Genomic DNA, 15,685 nt, shown 5'->3' on the forward strand with positions numbered 1-15,685 from the left:
GCTCTGGGCCCCGAAGATCACGATACTGACAGCCGCGTGACGGCGGCGCGCCGACGGACCGCCGAATGTTCGATTGTTATCGGAAAAATCCTGGCGTCCGTTTCTCAGCTCAGAGAATGCGAACCAGAATCTCCGAGTGACCTGCACGAATGATGTCGCCGTCTGCCAGCTGCCAGTCCTGGACCGGTGCGCCGTTGACGGTGGTGCCGTTCGTGGATCCCAAATCGGACAGCATCGCGGTGCGGCCGTCCCAACGGATGTCGATGTGGCGACGTGAGACGCCCGTGTCCGGGAGGCGGAACTGAGCTTCCTGGCCGCGGCCGATGACATTACTGCCGTCGCGAAGCTGGAAGTGGCGTCCGCTGCCGTCCTCGAGCTGCAGGGTTGCCGTCAGGCTCTGGGCCGTCGGTGCGTAACCGCCCTGCGGCTGGGCGTAACCCTGCTGCGGGTAGGCCTGCGTCTGCTCGAAGTTGCCGCCCTGCTCGTAGCCGGCCTGCTCGTACGGCTGCTGTGTGTACGCCTGCTGGTCGTAGCCGCTCTGCTGGTAGCTCTGCTGGTCGTAGCCCGGCTGATCGTAGGACTGGCCGTTGTACGGCTGCTGGTAGCCCTGCTGGTCGTAGCCGCCCTGCTGGTAGCCCTGCTGGTCGTACCCACCCTGGTACGCCTGCTGGCCGTAGCCCTGCTGATCGTACGGCTGCTGCTGGTAACCCTGCTGGTCGTAACCGCCGCCCTGCTGGTCATAGCCCTGCTGGTCGTAACCGGCCTGCTCGTACGGCTGCTGCTGATTCGGGTACGCCTGCTGGTCGTAGCCACCCTGCTGCTGGTTGTAGCCCTGCTGGTCGTCGCCTGTTCGGTAACCGTCGCCGCGGTCGTAACCGTTCTGGTACGGCGCTTCCTGGCCCTGCGGAGCGGCGTAACCGCCGTCGTCGTGGGAGTACCCGTTCCGTGCCGGCTGCTGCGGTTCGGGCTGGCGACCCGCCGGTTCGCGGCTTGGTTCGTAGCCTGAGTTCTGCGTCATGGGGCCGGCTCCTGGTTGTGACGGGACTGGATTGGAAACAGGGGGAACAATCGGTGCGGGTCGCTGAGGCGGCCGTTGTGGAGGCCGCGACGAAACCTGCGGAACATGCGACAGCGGTGATGCCTGCTCGGCGTCACCATCCGGGTCGACGGTTCCGCGGGTGCGGAACTGACCGGTGTGGAGCGTAGGCGAAGGCTCGAAGGTGACCGAGATGTCGCCGTACGTCTGCCAACCCTGATCGCGGATGAAATCCTGCAGGTGTCGGCTGAAAGCTTTTGTCGTCAGTTCGCGATCTGCTGCCAGCTCTTCGTGATCGGAGTTGTTGATGGTGATCACGTAGTTGTTGGGGGCGAGAAGGATTCCGCCGCCGAGGTGCTCGACGCGGTCACGTGCCTCCTGCTGGAGCGCCGCCTCTACTTCCTGCGGCACAACACCACCACCGAAGACCCGCGCGAATGCGTCGCCGACAGCTCCTTGGAGCTTTCGTTCGAAACGCTGCACGATGCCCATCGGGCCCTCCTCTCGCCTCGCATCTACGACAGCAAAATGCTCGGCAAGTAGCGCCGGCACCGCCTTGTCGCGTGTCGTCCAAACTGCTGTACAGGTTCCACGGTACTGTCAAATGACGCTTCGGCAGTACCTGGCCGCTGTTTCAGCATGGTATCGGTTCTGGGCTTTCGGGTGCTCGGTGTTCATCGATTCGTGCCCTGAGCTGCACGAATAGAACTTTCAAAGTTTGTCGTGATAATGTTTCGGCGTTGCTCGGGCGAGTGGCGGAATGGCAGACGCGCTGGCTTCAGGTGCCAGTGTCCTTCGGGACGTGGGGGTTCAAGTCCCCCTTCGCCCACCACAAGACGAGGCCCTAACTCCTTTGAGTTGGGGCCTCGTTTTTTTGTTGTCGGCTAACTGGCCGCAGCCTGAATGAAGCTCAGAACGAAGTCCAATGCGGTGCCCGCAAACGGGTCGCCGACTGGTTGAGGGGCCGCGGCGGGCGCAGTGATCTGAGGGGTCATCATCCCTGGCGGCAGTGTGCCGGGCGGGAGATTGATGATGGCGTTGATGTCGTAGATGGTGTTGCCGGGACCGTTGGTCACCGCGAAAGAGATACTGCCGAAGTCGACGACCGGAGTGTCGGCTGATGCAGTACCCACTGCACTGCCGAAGGTGATCGCGGCAGCGAGCGCGCCAACGCCGAGGGCGGCGGTGGTTCGGGACAAACGAGTAGGCGTTTCGAGTCCATTCACAGATGTGCTCCCTTTCGTGGTGACAGCATCCGTGCGTGGACGCCGAGCAGCCAGGAGATTGCAACTACTGCCGAGGAAGATAACGGACATTCACCCCATGGCGGAGTGGTTCGGCACGAAGTGCTTCGTCGTTCCCAGCAGTCAGAGACTTGGGACTTGCCCGGGTGACTGCCCAGGAGATTCTTGTCGTCTTGGTTGAACGTCTGTTGGCCGACGAACCCTCAGTAACGGGTAAAACGTGACGTTCTCGCTCGACGCTGACCCTTTTCGTATGTACGTATATCCGTAGATGCGGACATACACGGAAAGCTAAATGGGGGTCCCACAAGGAGGCAACCCGGCGAAGCTCCAGACCGGGAACCTTTGGAAGGAAAAACCCGATCATGAACGACTTTAGCCTCCGGGCTGCCCGTATCCAGCTAGGCGCATTGCTCGCCGCACTCGCACTCGCGATCGTCATTGCACTCGGCATCACCACCGGCGCATTCGTACTTTCCTTCGCCGTACAACGCGACCTTGCAAGGCAAGCGCTGATCCCCGAACACCTGACCTGGATTTTCCCGGCGATCGTCGACAGTGCAATCCTCGGCGCGACCATCGCCATCGCCATCGTCATCATCAGCAAGCTCAACATGAACAAACGCGACAGAGGCTTCTACATAGCGCTTGCAGTCAGCGTTGTCGTGATCAGCATCCTCGGAAACGCGTACCACGCCTATCACGCAGCAATCGCCGCACGGCAGTTCATCGTCGGTGGGGGAGACCTCGGGTTCAGTCCCCTCGCGAGTACAGCACCGCCCTCGACGTCGAGGCTCAACTCCTGTGCTCGCTGCTCTGGGCGCCGGCTGAGAGCGCGAAACGTGCCGTCGCAGCTCTGACCAGCGCAGACTTCTACCGGCCCGTGAACGCGGCACTGTTCACCGCCATCGAGGAGCTAGTCACTTCCGGCAAACCGCACAACAGTGCCCATGTCTTCGCCACCTTGCAGCAGGAAGGACGCACCAGCGGGCACCTCGGGAAACAACTCACCAAAGCACTCACCGACATCAGCACCATCGGCGTCCCGTCCGCTGAACTCGAGCACAAGATTGCCGCAGTCCTCATCCAGGCCTACCGGCGCGGATTCCGCGAAGCAGCACGATCCCTCGCCCAAGCCGCCGAAGAACTCCCCGAAGACCAACTGTTCGAACACCTGCTCAGCATCGGCCGCGAACGCCGCGCAGCCTCCCAACGCCTCGCAGCCATCCGCGAAGGCCGCCCATGACTAACAAACCGAGAGTGTTGAAACACAGCATCTTCGGAGTCCTCGCGCTCGCCGTCGCAGCCCTGGACTTCACCATCGGCACCAAACACATGATCACCGCCGGAATCATCGCCCTCGCCGCCTCCGTCTACAGCTTCACCAAAGCCGCCAGCCTCCGAAAAGCCCCAAACGACAAAGGGAATCGACCATGACGACCGAAAAAGACACCAGCAAACCCGGCTGGAAAGCGCACACCGTCGTCGCGCTGATCAGCCTCGCCGTAGGCATCATCTTCCTCACCGGCGGAACAACCATTTCACTCATCGCCGGAACAAGCCTCCTCGGGCTTGCCGTCTACCACTACGTCGTAGCCCTACGCCTCCGCCGAGAACTCAAGACACCCGCCGAAGAGGAGGGTTGAACGTGAGCGACGACGAACACGATGCCTGGCAACTGCACCACCACGGAGCCAGCTGGGACGACATCGGCACCGAAATGGGATGCAGCCCCACCACCGCGCAAACCCTCGCAACCGCCTACGAGAAACGCACCGACAACGCCGCCGCACAAACCCAAAACACTCTGTTCTGAAAACCCGTCCGTAGGTCCGTGTCGGAGCTACCAGGCACAATCGCCGGAAACGACAGAAAGGAACGCCATGAACAACGAGATCACGAATGGCGGAATTGGCAGCGAACCCGATCGACGGACACTTCGACTTCGCGCACCTGCAAGCAATCCACCGGCACCTACTCGGCGACCTGTACGAATGGGCCGGTGAAATCCGCACCATCGACACCGCGCCAGGCGATCTCGGCATCCTCCACGACCCACCCGCCGCCATCCCAGGCGAACTCGACCGAGTGTTCACCGACATCAACAGCGGCGTCTACGTCAACCACCACAGCCACGAAGCGTTCGTCCAGGACCTCGCCGGACACTGGGGAGATCTCACCAGTGTCCACCCGTTCGTCGACGGAAACTCCCGCACCCAAAGGGTTTTCTTCGACCAACTCGCACGCGACGTCGGATGGGCAATCGAATGGCGCGAACTCAGCGCCGACGCCGTCCAAGCCGCCCGCAACTTCGCCTACATCGACGGCGGAACCATCCTCGCCGACGTCCTACGACCCGCGATCAAACCTGTCACCGAAGTGCCCATGGACTCCATCGCCACCGCACCCCGCGAGAACGTCATGACGTTCCCCGAGCACTGGCAGGCGATGATCGAGCACCACGACACCATGCCCGAACAGACCTATACCTGGGCGAGCCAGATCAAACCCGAAGCACCACAACATGACCCACAGACGACCGAGATCCGGCCAGCCCCCAAGCCGGCCGCTCCGGAACCGGAACTAGCCGACCTCGACACCACCAAGTTTCACACCCACTGGAGCCCCGAGGTCGACCACCAACTCATGAACAGCCGCACCATCCCACAACACAGCAGCAGACCAGAAGGACCGAGACTGTGAGCATCATCGGATACGCCCGCGTCTCCACCCTCGAACAAAACCCCGAACTGCAAGAACACGCACTCCGCCAAGCCGGAGCGATCCGCATCTTCACCGACTACGAATCCGGCTCCAAAACGCAGCGCCCCCAGCTCACCGAATGCCTGAACTACCTACGTGACCACGACGGTGATGTCCTCGTCGTCTGGAAACTCGACAGGCTCGGACGATCCGTCCGCCACGTCATCGACACCGTTCACAACCTCGGTGAGCGCGGCATCGCATTCCGTTCCCTCACAGAAGGATTCGATACCACCACCGCAGGCGGCGAATTTCTCTTCCACATCATGGCAGCCCTTGCCCAAATGGAACGCCGCATGATCGTCGAACGTACCCACGCCGGCCTCGAAGCCGCCCGACGTCAAGGTCGACGCGGCGGCCGGCCGACTGTCATGACCCCGGAACGCACTGAACTCGCCCGTGCACTGCGCGAGCAAGGGAGGAGTCTTGACTCCATCGCTTCGACACTGGGCGTCGGTCGGTCCTCTGTCGGCCGTGCACTCCTGACGGCCATCCAATAGCTCGATCTTTTTCGGAAGACGGTAGTTCAGTTGTGAATCTTGTTGCAGTCTCTACGAATACCGATGGTACCGGTTGGCTCGGTGAGTGTCCTCTCGGAGGTTGAGGGGCTCGATCACGGTGGACTGACCGAGACTGATACCGACCGAAGCTCCTCAACAGTTTGTGGGCCACCGACTGCACCCGCCAGTGAGCCTAATCATGAAGGCTACGCGTTCGTCTCCGTCTCGTTGGAACGGAGACACGGAGACTTTAGCGCTGAACCGCGATGTAATTCGCTGTTGGAAGGGTGCTCCGCGAGGCTGGAGGAGGACTTCGGGACGGGGAGCCGTCCGGAGTCGAGGAAGATGATGCGACGTTCGATGTCGACGTGTGATTGCAGAATCGTCCGCAGAACCGTCCGAGGAGGGTGAAGCCGACAGCTGTTTGTACTCCGTGTAGCCACTACAGGTGTGGGGAGGCGCAGACCGGCGATCTTGGCTACGTAGGTGCGTCTGGTCGGTAGTGGGTCCGCATGGATGTGGCGTTGCGGCGTTTCCCCATACCGTTGAAGGTCTGTGGTCGGGGCGGGTTTGCGTTGGTGGTGTGTGGGATACCTCTGGGTTGCGGTATCGGGAGCACTCGAAAAGGATTTCGGGGCGCCGCGCAGACGACCTGCCTTCCGGCTGTCCGCTCGCCGGGGGTGGGTCAGCCCCGAAATGGGGCATCCTGGTACGGGCAGTGCCGGGATGCGCATCGGGTTCGCTGGCGTCGGCGCTCACACCTCGGCGCCGGCGAACCACCCTTTGGTTCGGGTTGCTGGTGCGGCGGGACCGCGGCGTCGTGGTGGGGTTTGGTGGTGGTGTGTTCGGGCATTCGTGAGTTGTTGACAAGTGGAGATCGGGGTTTTGCCCATTTTCGTCGTGTGCCGTCACGGTCTCGTGGGAGTGCGTGTGAGGTGTGGGATGGATGTCGTACGAAGCGCTGCTGTCGGTGATGGGTGGTTTCCTCCGCTCGATGCGGCTGCCGAAGCGTTGCAGGATCTGTATCGGGTGTTGAATCCGGCCGGTCACATCGAGAAGTATCTGAACCGGTTGTGTGAGCATGCGGTGGAGTTGATCGAGGATGCGGACATGGCGGGGGTGACGGTTCTCGATGAGGAGGGTGCTGCGTCGACGGCGGCGCGCACGTCCCGTGAGGTCGTCATAGTAGACGAGCTGCAGTATCGGTCGTGGGCGGGTCCGTGTATCGAGGCCGCGGAGAGCGAGCAGATCGTGGTGGCGGACCGCACGACTGCCAGTGAGCGGTGGCCGGGTCTGGCGTCCGAGGCCCGGCGATTCGGGGTGCAGAGTTTCCTGTCGATTCCGTTGCCTGCGCTCGAGCCCGGGGTGCGTGCGGGTGCGGTCAACGTGTACGGCAGCCGTGCGGACGGGTTCGCTCGTTCTGAGGTGGCGTTGATGAATTTGTTCACCACTGCCGCTGGGTATGCGATCGGCAGTACCGAACGTTACCGGGGTGCCCGGCAGTTGGCTCTGCAGCTCGAGCGTGCTCTCGATTCGCGGGCGGTGATCGATCAGGCGAAGGGGGTGTTGATGGCGGTCCACGGTGTCGATGCGGATGCGGCGTTCGCGATGCTGGTCGAGAGATCCCAACGCACCAACACGAAACTGCGGGCGGTGGCAGAGGATCTGCTGGCGAGTGTGCGCATCACCTAGAGATGATGACAAGCCCTCGCCGATGCCGGGCAATGAGCGTGCGAGGGTCCGCGTCCGGGGTCGTGCTGATCGGTTGATGTGAGGTGTGACTCCTCCGACCTGCCGCTGGGCCACCCTACGATCGGCACACACACCGCACCCTCGTTGTGGGGCCGGAACTGTCTGGGTTCCGAAACCAATGAGAGAGCACTGCATCACACGTGTCGCATTTCAGTCCGGTGAGGGCTGGTACTTTCAGCCGATCGGGTGCAGGGTGAGAATCGTCCCGGTCTGTGCTGGCTCGGGACTGTTGTTCTGCCGGACGTCGACTCCCATCCCCGTCCGGCAGAGCCCGTTCGTAGCGAATCGAGAACCGTTGGTTCGGTGACAAAGCAGGCTCCTCGGCAACAGACGCCTCGTTACCGAGCCACGGACGCGCTCGGAGTTCAGCGCTGGTCGTCGAGCGGGGAGATCGATTGTTCGAGCAGATATTCCTCGGGTGCCGGCCATAGGGTATCGAGTTCGGCGGAGAAGGCTTCCATAAATTGCCTTGCGCGAACTCCGTTCTGCCACAGGATGAACGAGGAGCTAGCTGCGACATTGCTCGACGAGTGTGTGAGTGCTTGACACCCCACCGTCAGTGGCACCACCAGGTCGTCGTCGGTGCCGGCAGGTCGTCGTCGGAACGAATGCGATCGTCCAGTTCCCCAAGGCCTCGGCGCCGACGACTGAACTTCTTCCCAGCCGAGTTCGTTGACGTCCTGCAACCGCGCGGATCTCCCAGAGCGCACGGTCATTGCCACGTCACGTTTCCTCAGTGCGTGAGCTGGGTAACAAATCGGGGGTCGGTGAAGGAGGGCTTGTGGTGGATGTCGCGTCGTGGACGGAGTCTGAAGAGCACGAAAGGTGGTGGCGCGAGATCGTGGGAATCGCACCTTTCGAAGACCGCCGTGTGGCAAGAGATGTCGGAGACTTGCCGTGTGCCAAGGATTCCACGGCCTCCGCAGGCACGAATGGAAGCCCGCTGCGTTTCGCGGCGTGACGGCGGCCTGAGAGCCGGCCTCATAGAAGGGTGGATGCACGGTGCTGAATGTTGTTCTGTTGCTTGTGATGCTGAGTATCGGCATGGGTGTGGTGATGTGTCTGGACTTCCGATGGCTTCGCTCTTCGGCTCGAGATGATCGTCGACGGTTTGCGTATCGGGGAGATGCGGGGATCCCCAAGTCGTAAATCTGTTTCTGACGGCTCAGGTCGCATACCAGCGACCTCTCTGATCGCCTCGCGCACTTCGTGTGTGAACCGTACAGTCGGCGTACGACGCGCGGGGTCAGCGCCTGAGCGTCCATGGTGACGGTACGGGTTGATACGCCGTCGTCGCAGTCGATGATTGAAGAAGCATCGGCTGGGGAAGCCGACCCGAATGGCTACTTACAGAGTGATCAATCCTGCAGGCGACGTCACCGCGACGCGCGAGATCGACAGCGCTGACGATGCGCATGCCTGGTTCGTCGATGCCCGCGCCGACAACTCGGAACTGGGATGGCGCATGGAAGTCCAGCATGACGGTGAATGGTCGTTCTTCGACGACACCGAGGGCGCATCCAGCTGAGCAGTCGCTCGACGGTTGTGACGAAGATGAGGGAGGACGTTCAAGCATGAGTCGACTACTCGCAGGAAAGAAAGTGGCATTCCTCGTGGCGACGGAGGGAGTCGAACAAATCGAGTTGACGGACCCGTGGGATGCGTTGGTTGCCGAACACGCTCAGCCGTCGATTGTTTCGACAAAATCCGGAACTATTCAGGCATTCAATCATCTCGACAAAGCTGACGTCTTCGACGTGGATGCGGTGGTCGAGTCGGCGAAGTGGTCGGAATACGACGCACTCGTCCTACCCGGTGGTGTGGCCAACCCTGATTTCCTTCGTGTGAATCCAGGGGCGGTGGCGTTCGCCCGGAGTTTCTTCGACGCCGGGAAGCCTGTCGCAGTGATCTGCCACGGACCGTGGACGCTGGTCGAAGCCGGCGTGGTCGCCGGTCGCACGCTGACGTCGTGGCCTAGTTTGCGCACCGACATCACGAACGCCGGCGGCACGTGGGTGGACGAAGAAGTCGTGGTCTGTACTTCAGGACCGAATACGTTGATATCGAGCCGCAACCCCGATGATCTGCCGGCGTTCTGCGCGACACTGACCGACACGCTCCGGCAGTCCCAGGCATCGACGACGACTTCCGAGGGAAGTTGACCGGGAGGAACATCGTGACTTCTACACCGCCCGAACCAGATCCGGACAATACCCCTGACCTGGAACCCGGAGGCGGGGTCAAGCCGGGGAGCACCCCGCCCGATGCTCCCCAGACGTCGGGATTGTCCGAACCCGAACCCGCGACCGTCAAACGCTTTCCAGGAACAGGAATTGCAGCGATGGTCGCGGTCGCGTTGGTTGTCATCGTTTTCGTCATCGCCGCGGTGGCCATACTGGCATGATTTCTGCGCTTCGGACCGAGCGGTGTCGCATGGCGATTCGTACACAGAAGCCGAGTGTCGGAGTGGACCTGACGCCAAGGGCGAGGTTCAGTGATTTCGGAGGGTATCGATCAGTTCGCTCTTCTTGAGTTTCGAATAACCGTGAAGATCCAGCTCTTTGGCACGCTTCTTCAATTCCTCCACCGTCCAGTCTTCGTACGGCGAAGACTTGCCCCCGGATTTACCCACACTCGACCGCCCACGATTGGCGGCCGCGTTGGAAATCCGTGCCGCCTTCTGCTTCGAATCCCCTTTCTTTCGTAATTCTTCGTAGAGGTCCTGATCCTTGAGTTGGGGTTGTGAGTCTTGGCGAGCCACTGGTGCGTCCTCCCACTGTGCCTTTGAACTGAGGGTCCGGTCTCGTACAGGTGCTACCCGTGAGGTGGACGATCAAACCGGAAAACAAGGCACCCTGTGTCACCACCCGAAAGCAGTCGAGGAGTCGGTCGCATCAGGCACGGCCGTACCTGCGCCCAGCCCGTTCCAAGTGTTTGAGGACTGTGACCAGCGGGTACGTCGCCCTCGATGGGTGATCCGTGTCGAAGGAGGGTCCATGATCATTCTCGGAATTGTCTTGTTGATCGTCGGCTTCTTGACTGGCATCTCGATCCTGTGGACGATCGGCATCATTCTCGTGGTGATCGGGGTCGTTCTGTTCGCGCTCGGCGCCGCCGGACATGCTGTCGGTGGTCGGCGGCACTACTACTGACGCTGCGGCGCCGGCCCCTCGGTCACCGCGGAACTCACGTCCATTGCGCATCTGACATGTCACGGTTGTGCTCTGGGCTCCGTCATTTTTCCTGTTGGGCACCATCGTCACCTGGCAACTGATCATCACCACCGTCACCACCATCGTCACATTCCTCCTCGTGGCGTTGCTCCAAAACACCCAGAAACGCTCCGACGACGCCGTTCAGCACAAACTCAATGCCATCGCAGACGGCCTCGCCGACCTGATGAAGCAGCTCTCGAAAGAGCACCTCGAACTCGGCAAAGACCTCAAAGAAACTACGCATGGCCGGTGGACTCGAAGATCACGAAAGTGCGTCCTGAGCCATCTTGTCCACCGTATGCGTCCGCTTCGCCTGCAGAACCTATGATTCAGTGCCGGATCAGGCCGAACTCATGGGCACACGATCGAATCGGGAGCACATCACACCATCATCCGAAAGCAGTCGAGTGAGTCCTTCGAGTTACCGCGGACCGGGGCGAGCTTCCTTGTCCGTCCTGTTTCGTGCCCATCGTCCCTCAATTGGTGACTTCGCCGATTTCGCGGCGCAGGGACTCGAGAGACCGGCTGAGCAATCGTGAGACATGCATCTGGGAAAGGCCGACCTTCTCGGCGATTTCCGATTGAGTCAGTTCCCCGAAGAACCGGTACACGAGGATTGTCCGTTCGCGTTCAGGCAGAGCGAGGAGCGCAGGCCGGAGGGTTTCGTGGTTGTCGATTCCGTCGAGCGCGGCGTCGTACTCGCCGAGCGTGTCTCCGATTGACGCCCCGTCGGGCGCAGTGACGGCGTCTAGCGATGCGGAATGATAGGAATCTCCGGCCGCCGCGATGTTCACGATGTCGGCCGGTTCGACACCCAGATCTGCCGCGAGCTCGGGGATCGTGGGCTCGCGACCGAGAGTCTGGGTGAGCGTGGCTCGCGACCTTTTGAGGCTTAGGTAATTCTCCTGGAGTGAGCGTGGAACTCGGACATCCCAACCCCGGTCACGAAAGTGCCTGCGCACCTCACCCATCATCGTCGGGACGGCAAAGGACAGAAAATCTTTACCTTTCGCAAGGTCGAAGCGATTGACTGCATTGACCAGACCCAGACTGGCGACTTGGACGAGATCCTCGTGTGACTGGCCTCGTCCTCGATACCGCCGGGCAATGTGATCGGCGAGGGGCAGACAGATTTCGATGATTTCGGTGCGAAGCCGTTCGAAATCGAGATCGTCGGCGGGCAGGGCGGCAAGGCGCACGAACAGAGCGGTGACCTCCGTGTACTCGTTGTCCTCGAGGCCGGGCGGGGTCACGAACCCGCCTGCAACGCCTTGGTGAGTGTGATCGTGGCCATCCAGTTTTTCTCTGGAAGGGTGGGCGGGACCTGCTCGAGGACTACGCCGTCGGCCAGAGTGTCAAGGACGTGCCATATGAAGGACGAGGTGCTCGTGGTGATCTGACCCGTCGTTGTCGTCGAGAGGATTACCTGCACAGTGGCGACGTTTCCGTCGAATGTGCACGTCAAGGTGCTGAAGGGGAGAGCACGGGAGATGAGAATGGTTGCAGCTTCGTCTGCCGCGAGGACCAGGTCTGACAACCTGCTCAGCGAGAGTGCATAGTGGGCGGCCACGGTCCGGATCAGTGATCGCAGTACTGGGAGTTGGTCAGGTGATGCGGAGACGGACAGTGAAGGTGTCGTTGCGGCCGGTGAAAGGATGGCCCGCTCGAAGGACGTCACGTGAGTGTGCTCCTGTACCTGAGGGGTGCAGGCTGCTCCTGGTGAGAGCCACGGTCGCACACCCGCATAGCCTGACAAACCGTTCAACTGCCCAGCCGTTTTCAACTACGCAGTGGATCGGCGGTCAAACATCGAGCTTAACGCTGTTGACGGTTCTGCAACAGGACTCGATCGAAGTGAGCGTATAGCGCCGGGGAATGGAAATCCCCAGCAACCCGTACGAGGAGCCACGATCTATAGCGGTGCGGCTTCCTGGCTATGAATACCGCCCGTTTCGAATCCTGCACATCCGCCAGTCGACCTCCCCGGACGACACTGACCACCGGAAACGAAGGGCAATTGGCACCACATCAGAAGCATCAATCTTGCATCTGATGCAACCCGTCTCCCTGGCCCAGATATGACGAAGCCGCCGGCACCGAAGGTGTCCAGTGGCTTTTCAGGATCGGTGCCCGTCTTGCGCTTATCGGCAAGCGGCCGCTCGAAGCGGCATTTCTTTCGGTGATACCCCGGCAGAACCGAACACCGACAGGTCAGGCGATCACCGCTGTCCGCGCCGGATGCGCCGCAGCAATCGACGCCGAACGCTGGCTGCTCGACAGCGGCGGCATCACCGCCAACACGTTCCACTCGGCCGGCCATACCGTAGACGCCGTCTGACTCTTACACCCAGCGAAAGGAACTTTGAGCGTGCTCTCGATTCGCGGGCGGTGATCGATCAGGCGAAGGGGGCGAAGGGGGTGTTGATGGCGGTGCACGGTGTCGATGCGGATGGGGCGTTCGCGATGTTGGTCGAGACGTCCCGACGTACCAATACGAAAGTCAGGGTCGTCGCGGAGGAATTGTTAGCGAGCGTGCGCACACCTAGAGATGACGAGGCCCCTCGAACGCGGCGATGGTGAGTTCTCCCGCCTATCGACGGCACGCCGCTTCGTGCCGTCGCAGCGTTCTGACCGGTCGATCGGAAGCTCTATGTGCGTTGGTCGTCGGCTGAAATGATTGTCTGACGTGCAACGTCCAGTAAATCCCGCGACTGATGACGTGCTGAAGCCTGTAGTTCGGAAAGCGCGGTCTGGGGGTCTGTATTGCGGCGGATCATTAAGATTCCGACTGCTCGTTCGATGTCGGCACGTGAGTCGATTCCTCGGCGCAGGGCGTTGGCGGCATGTTCGAGTCGATGGTCTGTTGCGATGGCGTCGAGCCCCGCTCCCAGATATTCGGCGATGACGACGACGAGATCGCGGTCCCGGTCCGTCTCTGCCACCGCTGAATGCGAGTACAGGTTCAGCGACCCGACCGGCACGTCGGCGTTGAACAGTGGTATCGCGAGAAAACCTTCCAATCCGGCGTTGCGCGCAGCAATGCCGAGAGTTGGCCACCGTGTGCCTAATTGTTTGACCGACATTCGGACCGACCGACCCGTGCGCGATGCTGACAGGCAGGGTCCGTCACCGAGGAGATATTGCGTGCGATCGAATTCTTCTACACGTTCATCGGTAGGGGCGAGGGTGAACGGTTCGCTGTCCAGGGATGCCGTGACACCGGCGTGATCAACACCGACAACCAACTCGACGGCGGCGATCGTGCATCGAATCATCAACTCCACGACTCGATCCGGGGAATCAGCCGGTATGAAGAGAGATTGTTCGAGGCGATCGATGAGTCGCGGCTCGCGACCTTGTGCTCGTACGAAGGCGGCCGACGGTCGCGCGCGCGGATGAGAACTGTCGAAGTTCATGATTTCTTGCCCGATCCGCGCGGTGGAAGTGGTCCACCAACGAAAAGTGGCACCGACGCGGCCGACTCGGCCGCGCGCCTGAGAAGTACCTCTATTCGGTAATCTCGACTTTACGCCGGATCGGAGTGACCAGGCGCCGTGTGTGTCCCGTGAAGGCGACTGAGGAGGTGCGTCCTGTGAATGCAGATCCGAGAGGAAGTCAGGACACACCCGAATTTCCCGACGAATCCGAAAGTGAGAGAGGGCGCCGCGCATCAGTCGAGTTGCCGATGACCGCGAAACTGTGTCGACAGTGTTTGAGGCTGGCGGAAGTTCAAGGGGCGGCGATCACAGTGCTCAGCAGCTCTTCGTCGAGGGAATTGATGTACGCGACGGACTCGGTGGCACAACATCTCGACGAACTACAGTTCACCGGCGGTGACGGTCCGTGCGTTGATGCATTTACAACTGAGCGACCGATGTTCTGCAACGACACTTCCAGTGATTCCGCCAATGACATCTGGCCGGGGTTTGCCAGCGAGGCAGACAAAGCCGGTGTCGGATCGGTGTTCGCCTTTCCGCTCAGGGGCGGAGGTGATGTCTTCGGTGTGCTCGAACTGTACCGTCTCGATCCCATTGGCCTCGACGACGAGCAGATCGAATTGGCGACTGCGAGTGCCGCTGCGATTTCGATGGCGATTCTTGCCGAACTTCCTGTCACCGGTGATCTGGACGCCGGGATGCTCGTCAATGCCTTTCACCGACCCGAGGTGAACCAGGCAGTCGGGATGATCGCGATCCAACTTCGTGTCTCGGTCGAAGAGTCGCTTTCTCGGCTTCGAGCCGCCGCGTACTCCTCGGGGAGGCCGATTTGGGAGATCGCCGCAGATGTCGTGAATCGGCGGATCCGATTCGCACACGGTGGTGACGACGGATGACATCTGATTCGGAAAGATCGCGCAATGTCTCTGCAGTACTTGACGATGGGAGCCCAGGATGAACACCCCCGCAATACAATTGAGCATTGCCGAGGTGACTCATCTTCTCACCACCGACTTCGATTCCCTGCGTGTACTCGAGACGATCGTTGAGCGATCGAGACAGAATCTGAGCGGTGTGTGGTGCGTCCTCGTGGTGCGAAACGGGGAGCAAGGTTATCTCGATGTGTTGGTGGAGTCGGCAAATGCCGAGTTCGTTCCCGACCGGACTCTTGCCATATCGGGTCCGGCTGCGCTGAGCGCTGAGAGCGGAGCGGTTGTGATGGTCGACAGCTTCAAAGACGTGGGGGAGCGGTGGCGGAAATTCGGTCGCTCAGGACTCGAACATGGGCTGGGCGGGTGCCGCTGCTTTCCGATGAGGTTGGGTCGGACATCGCTCGGATCACTCGTGGTCTTTACTCACGATTCGTGGCACAGCGCGGAGCGTAGTAATGCATACGGGCAGTCGATGGCAGATTTGGCCGCTCTGACTCTGTCCACGGACAGTCGTCAGGATCGTCATTCGCAGGTGGTGACGGCGGTCAAGAAGCTGATCGCGGTCCGCGGCGACGTGGAACAGGCAGTCGGCATGATCGCCGAACTCGACGGTATTTCGATCGAACTCGCAACTGCACGGTTGGCGGAGAACGCGCGGCGACGAGGGATCAGCGCCGGGGCGTACTCGTCGTTGGTGTTGGCGAACCCGGATGCCCGGTGAGGCAGAGCCTCCTAGGTGGCACGAGCATGAAGTGATCCTTACCGGGAAGTTTTCGTATCGTATGCACTCTCAGACCCGGTCGTGC

Annotated in this window: 21 protein-coding genes, 1 tRNA gene and 3 pseudogenes; 18 read left to right on the forward strand and 7 right to left on the reverse strand. The window is 61.1% G+C overall.

Annotated features, from left to right (window positions below; all coding sequences use genetic code 11):
• Window positions 1–109 precede the first annotated feature (109 nt).
• Window positions 110–1,528: a DUF3662 and FHA domain-containing protein gene (locus tag A0W34_RS00180; protein ID WP_081557158.1), complete on the reverse strand. Its 1,419-nt coding sequence runs from the start codon at window positions 1,526–1,528 to the stop codon at window positions 110–112.
• 254 nt (window positions 1,529–1,782) lie between these two features.
• Here A0W34_RS00180 and A0W34_RS00185 point away from each other — a divergent pair.
• Window positions 1,783–1,868: transfer RNA gene (locus tag A0W34_RS00185), tRNA-Leu, on the forward strand.
• Between the two features lie 52 nt (window positions 1,869–1,920).
• On the opposite strand, the gene A0W34_RS00190 is transcribed toward A0W34_RS00185, so the two are convergent.
• Window positions 1,921–2,262 (reverse strand): hypothetical protein, encoded by a 342-nt coding sequence (locus A0W34_RS00190; RefSeq protein ID WP_064688157.1) that lies wholly within the window; start codon window positions 2,260–2,262, stop codon window positions 1,921–1,923.
• Window positions 2,263–2,645: 383 nt separating this feature from the next.
• Between A0W34_RS00190 and A0W34_RS00195 the strand changes: the two are divergent.
• From A0W34_RS00195 to A0W34_RS00220, 8 genes and pseudogenes are all read left to right on the forward strand, one after another.
• Window positions 2,646–3,047: pseudogene (locus tag A0W34_RS00195) on the forward strand (DUF2637 domain-containing protein); the annotation flags it as partial.
• 44 nt (window positions 3,048–3,091) lie between these two features.
• Entirely contained in the window at window positions 3,092–3,526 is a 435-nt protein-coding gene (locus tag A0W34_RS00200) for a DnaB-like helicase N-terminal domain-containing protein (protein WP_232330067.1), read from the forward strand.
• 14 nt (window positions 3,527–3,540) lie between these two features.
• On the forward strand, window positions 3,541–3,717 hold the full coding sequence (locus A0W34_RS33030) for a hypothetical protein (protein WP_165638551.1): 177 nt from the start codon (window positions 3,541–3,543) through the stop codon (window positions 3,715–3,717).
• Window positions 3,714–3,926 carry a hypothetical protein gene (locus A0W34_RS00205; protein WP_054781723.1) on the forward strand — a complete coding sequence of 71 codons (213 nt, stop codon included), beginning with the start codon at window positions 3,714–3,716 and terminating at the stop codon, window positions 3,924–3,926. Before A0W34_RS33030 ends, A0W34_RS00205 begins: the two co-directional genes overlap by 4 nt.
• Window positions 3,927–3,928: 2 nt before the next feature.
• The gene (locus A0W34_RS33035) at window positions 3,929–4,096 is read left to right on the forward strand and encodes a hypothetical protein (RefSeq protein ID WP_165638552.1); all 168 of its coding nucleotides are present in this window, start codon (window positions 3,929–3,931) and stop codon (window positions 4,094–4,096) included.
• 86 nt (window positions 4,097–4,182) lie between these two features.
• Window positions 4,183–4,983 carry a Fic/DOC family protein gene (locus A0W34_RS00210; RefSeq protein ID WP_058036950.1) on the forward strand — a complete coding sequence of 267 codons (801 nt, stop codon included), beginning with the start codon at window positions 4,183–4,185 and terminating at the stop codon, window positions 4,981–4,983.
• Window positions 4,980–5,543, forward strand: coding sequence for a recombinase family protein (locus A0W34_RS00215; protein ID WP_054781726.1), 564 nt, complete (start codon window positions 4,980–4,982; stop codon window positions 5,541–5,543). The genes A0W34_RS00210 and A0W34_RS00215 overlap by 4 nt, the downstream gene beginning before the upstream one ends.
• A gap of 942 nt (window positions 5,544–6,485) precedes the next feature.
• The gene (locus tag A0W34_RS00220; protein WP_054781727.1) at window positions 6,486–7,235 is read left to right on the forward strand and encodes a GAF and ANTAR domain-containing protein; all 750 of its coding nucleotides are present in this window, start codon (window positions 6,486–6,488) and stop codon (window positions 7,233–7,235) included.
• Between the two features lie 425 nt (window positions 7,236–7,660).
• On the opposite strand, the gene A0W34_RS00225 is transcribed toward A0W34_RS00220, so the two are convergent.
• A complete protein-coding gene (locus A0W34_RS00225; protein WP_054781728.1) occupies window positions 7,661–8,017 on the reverse strand; it encodes a hypothetical protein in 357 nt (118 codons plus the stop codon).
• Window positions 8,018–8,634: 617 nt separating this feature from the next.
• Between A0W34_RS00225 and A0W34_RS00235 the strand changes: the two genes are divergently transcribed.
• Genes A0W34_RS00235 through A0W34_RS00245 form a run of 3 tightly spaced genes read left to right on the forward strand, consistent with a single transcriptional unit; the run spans window position 8,635 to window position 9,699 of the window.
• Window positions 8,635–8,823: a hypothetical protein gene (locus A0W34_RS00235; RefSeq protein WP_058036953.1), complete on the forward strand. Its 189-nt coding sequence runs from the start codon at window positions 8,635–8,637 to the stop codon at window positions 8,821–8,823.
• A gap of 46 nt (window positions 8,824–8,869) precedes the next feature.
• The gene (locus A0W34_RS00240; protein WP_058036954.1) at window positions 8,870–9,457 is read left to right on the forward strand and encodes a type 1 glutamine amidotransferase domain-containing protein; all 588 of its coding nucleotides are present in this window, start codon (window positions 8,870–8,872) and stop codon (window positions 9,455–9,457) included.
• A 14-nt stretch (window positions 9,458–9,471) separates the two neighbouring features.
• Window positions 9,472–9,699 (forward strand): DUF6480 family protein, encoded by a 228-nt coding sequence (locus tag A0W34_RS00245; RefSeq protein WP_058037006.1) that lies wholly within the window; start codon window positions 9,472–9,474, stop codon window positions 9,697–9,699.
• Between the two features lie 87 nt (window positions 9,700–9,786).
• Here the strand turns inward: A0W34_RS00245 and A0W34_RS00250 are convergent, their stop codons facing one another.
• On the reverse strand, window positions 9,787–10,056 hold the full coding sequence (locus tag A0W34_RS00250) for a DUF7218 family protein (RefSeq protein ID WP_054781729.1): 270 nt from the start codon (window positions 10,054–10,056) through the stop codon (window positions 9,787–9,789).
• Between the two features lie 235 nt (window positions 10,057–10,291).
• On the opposite strand from A0W34_RS00250, the gene A0W34_RS33040 reads away from it, so the two are divergent.
• Window positions 10,292–10,447, forward strand: coding sequence for a DUF6131 family protein (locus A0W34_RS33040; RefSeq protein WP_087503864.1), 156 nt, complete (start codon window positions 10,292–10,294; stop codon window positions 10,445–10,447).
• A gap of 64 nt (window positions 10,448–10,511) precedes the next feature.
• A pseudogene (locus A0W34_RS00260) lies at window positions 10,512–10,791 on the forward strand (low affinity iron permease family protein); the annotation flags it as partial.
• A gap of 195 nt (window positions 10,792–10,986) precedes the next feature.
• Here the strand turns inward: A0W34_RS00260 and A0W34_RS00265 are convergent.
• Window positions 10,987–11,763: a SigB/SigF/SigG family RNA polymerase sigma factor gene (locus A0W34_RS00265; protein ID WP_054781731.1), complete on the reverse strand. Its 777-nt coding sequence runs from the start codon at window positions 11,761–11,763 to the stop codon at window positions 10,987–10,989.
• Complete coding sequence (locus A0W34_RS00270; protein WP_139799826.1) at window positions 11,760–12,188, reverse strand: ATP-binding protein; 429 nt, start codon at window positions 12,186–12,188, stop codon at window positions 11,760–11,762. Before A0W34_RS00270 ends, A0W34_RS00265 begins: the two co-directional genes overlap by 4 nt.
• A 534-nt stretch (window positions 12,189–12,722) precedes the next feature.
• On the opposite strand from A0W34_RS00270, the pseudogene A0W34_RS33320 reads away from it, so the two are divergent.
• Window positions 12,723–12,848: pseudogene (locus tag A0W34_RS33320) on the forward strand (thioredoxin-disulfide reductase); the annotation flags it as partial.
• Entirely contained in the window at window positions 12,845–13,090 is a 246-nt protein-coding gene (locus A0W34_RS33325) for an ANTAR domain-containing protein (RefSeq protein WP_308115469.1), read from the forward strand. The pseudogene A0W34_RS33320 and the gene A0W34_RS33325, both read left to right, overlap by 4 nt.
• A 68-nt stretch (window positions 13,091–13,158) precedes the next feature.
• On the opposite strand, the gene A0W34_RS00280 is transcribed toward A0W34_RS33325, so the two are convergent.
• Complete coding sequence (locus tag A0W34_RS00280; RefSeq protein ID WP_198035677.1) at window positions 13,159–13,926, reverse strand: GAF and ANTAR domain-containing protein; 768 nt, start codon at window positions 13,924–13,926, stop codon at window positions 13,159–13,161.
• A 269-nt stretch (window positions 13,927–14,195) separates the two neighbouring features.
• Between A0W34_RS00280 and A0W34_RS00285 the strand changes: the two genes are divergently transcribed.
• Together A0W34_RS00285 and A0W34_RS00290 are read left to right on the forward strand one after the other, a co-directional pair.
• On the forward strand, window positions 14,196–14,843 hold the full coding sequence (locus A0W34_RS00285) for a GAF and ANTAR domain-containing protein (protein ID WP_075835087.1): 648 nt from the start codon (window positions 14,196–14,198) through the stop codon (window positions 14,841–14,843).
• A gap of 58 nt (window positions 14,844–14,901) precedes the next feature.
• On the forward strand, window positions 14,902–15,600 hold the full coding sequence (locus A0W34_RS00290; protein WP_054828089.1) for a GAF domain-containing protein: 699 nt from the start codon (window positions 14,902–14,904) through the stop codon (window positions 15,598–15,600).
• Window positions 15,601–15,685: the final 85 nt, after the last annotated feature.

It is taken from the genome of Rhodococcus sp. BH4, assembly GCF_002079265.1.
GTDB classification, from domain to species: domain Bacteria; phylum Actinomycetota; class Actinomycetes; order Mycobacteriales; family Mycobacteriaceae; genus Rhodococcus_F; species Rhodococcus_F qingshengii.

Coding starts and splice junctions, on each gene's coding strand:
- A0W34_RS00210 (WP_058036950.1), top strand. CDS start 4,183: ATGGCGGAATTGGCAGCGAACCCGATCGACGGACACTTCGACTTCGCG.
- A0W34_RS00240 (WP_058036954.1), top strand. CDS start 8,870: ATGAGTCGACTACTCGCAGGAAAGAAAGTGGCATTCCTCGTGGCGACG.
- A0W34_RS00235 (WP_058036953.1), top strand. CDS start 8,635: ATGGCTACTTACAGAGTGATCAATCCTGCAGGCGACGTCACCGCGACG.
- A0W34_RS00220 (WP_054781727.1), top strand. CDS start 6,486: ATGGATGTCGTACGAAGCGCTGCTGTCGGTGATGGGTGGTTTCCTCCG.
- A0W34_RS00205 (WP_054781723.1), top strand. CDS start 3,714: ATGACGACCGAAAAAGACACCAGCAAACCCGGCTGGAAAGCGCACACC.
- A0W34_RS00280 (WP_198035677.1), bottom strand. CDS start 13,926: ATGAACTTCGACAGTTCTCATCCGCGCGCGCGACCGTCGGCCGCCTTC.
- A0W34_RS00180 (WP_081557158.1), bottom strand. CDS start 1,528: ATGGGCATCGTGCAGCGTTTCGAACGAAAGCTCCAAGGAGCTGTCGGC.
- A0W34_RS00285 (WP_075835087.1), top strand. CDS start 14,196: ATGACCGCGAAACTGTGTCGACAGTGTTTGAGGCTGGCGGAAGTTCAA.
- A0W34_RS00290 (WP_054828089.1), top strand. CDS start 14,902: ATGAACACCCCCGCAATACAATTGAGCATTGCCGAGGTGACTCATCTT.
- A0W34_RS33040 (WP_087503864.1), top strand. CDS start 10,292: ATGATCATTCTCGGAATTGTCTTGTTGATCGTCGGCTTCTTGACTGGC.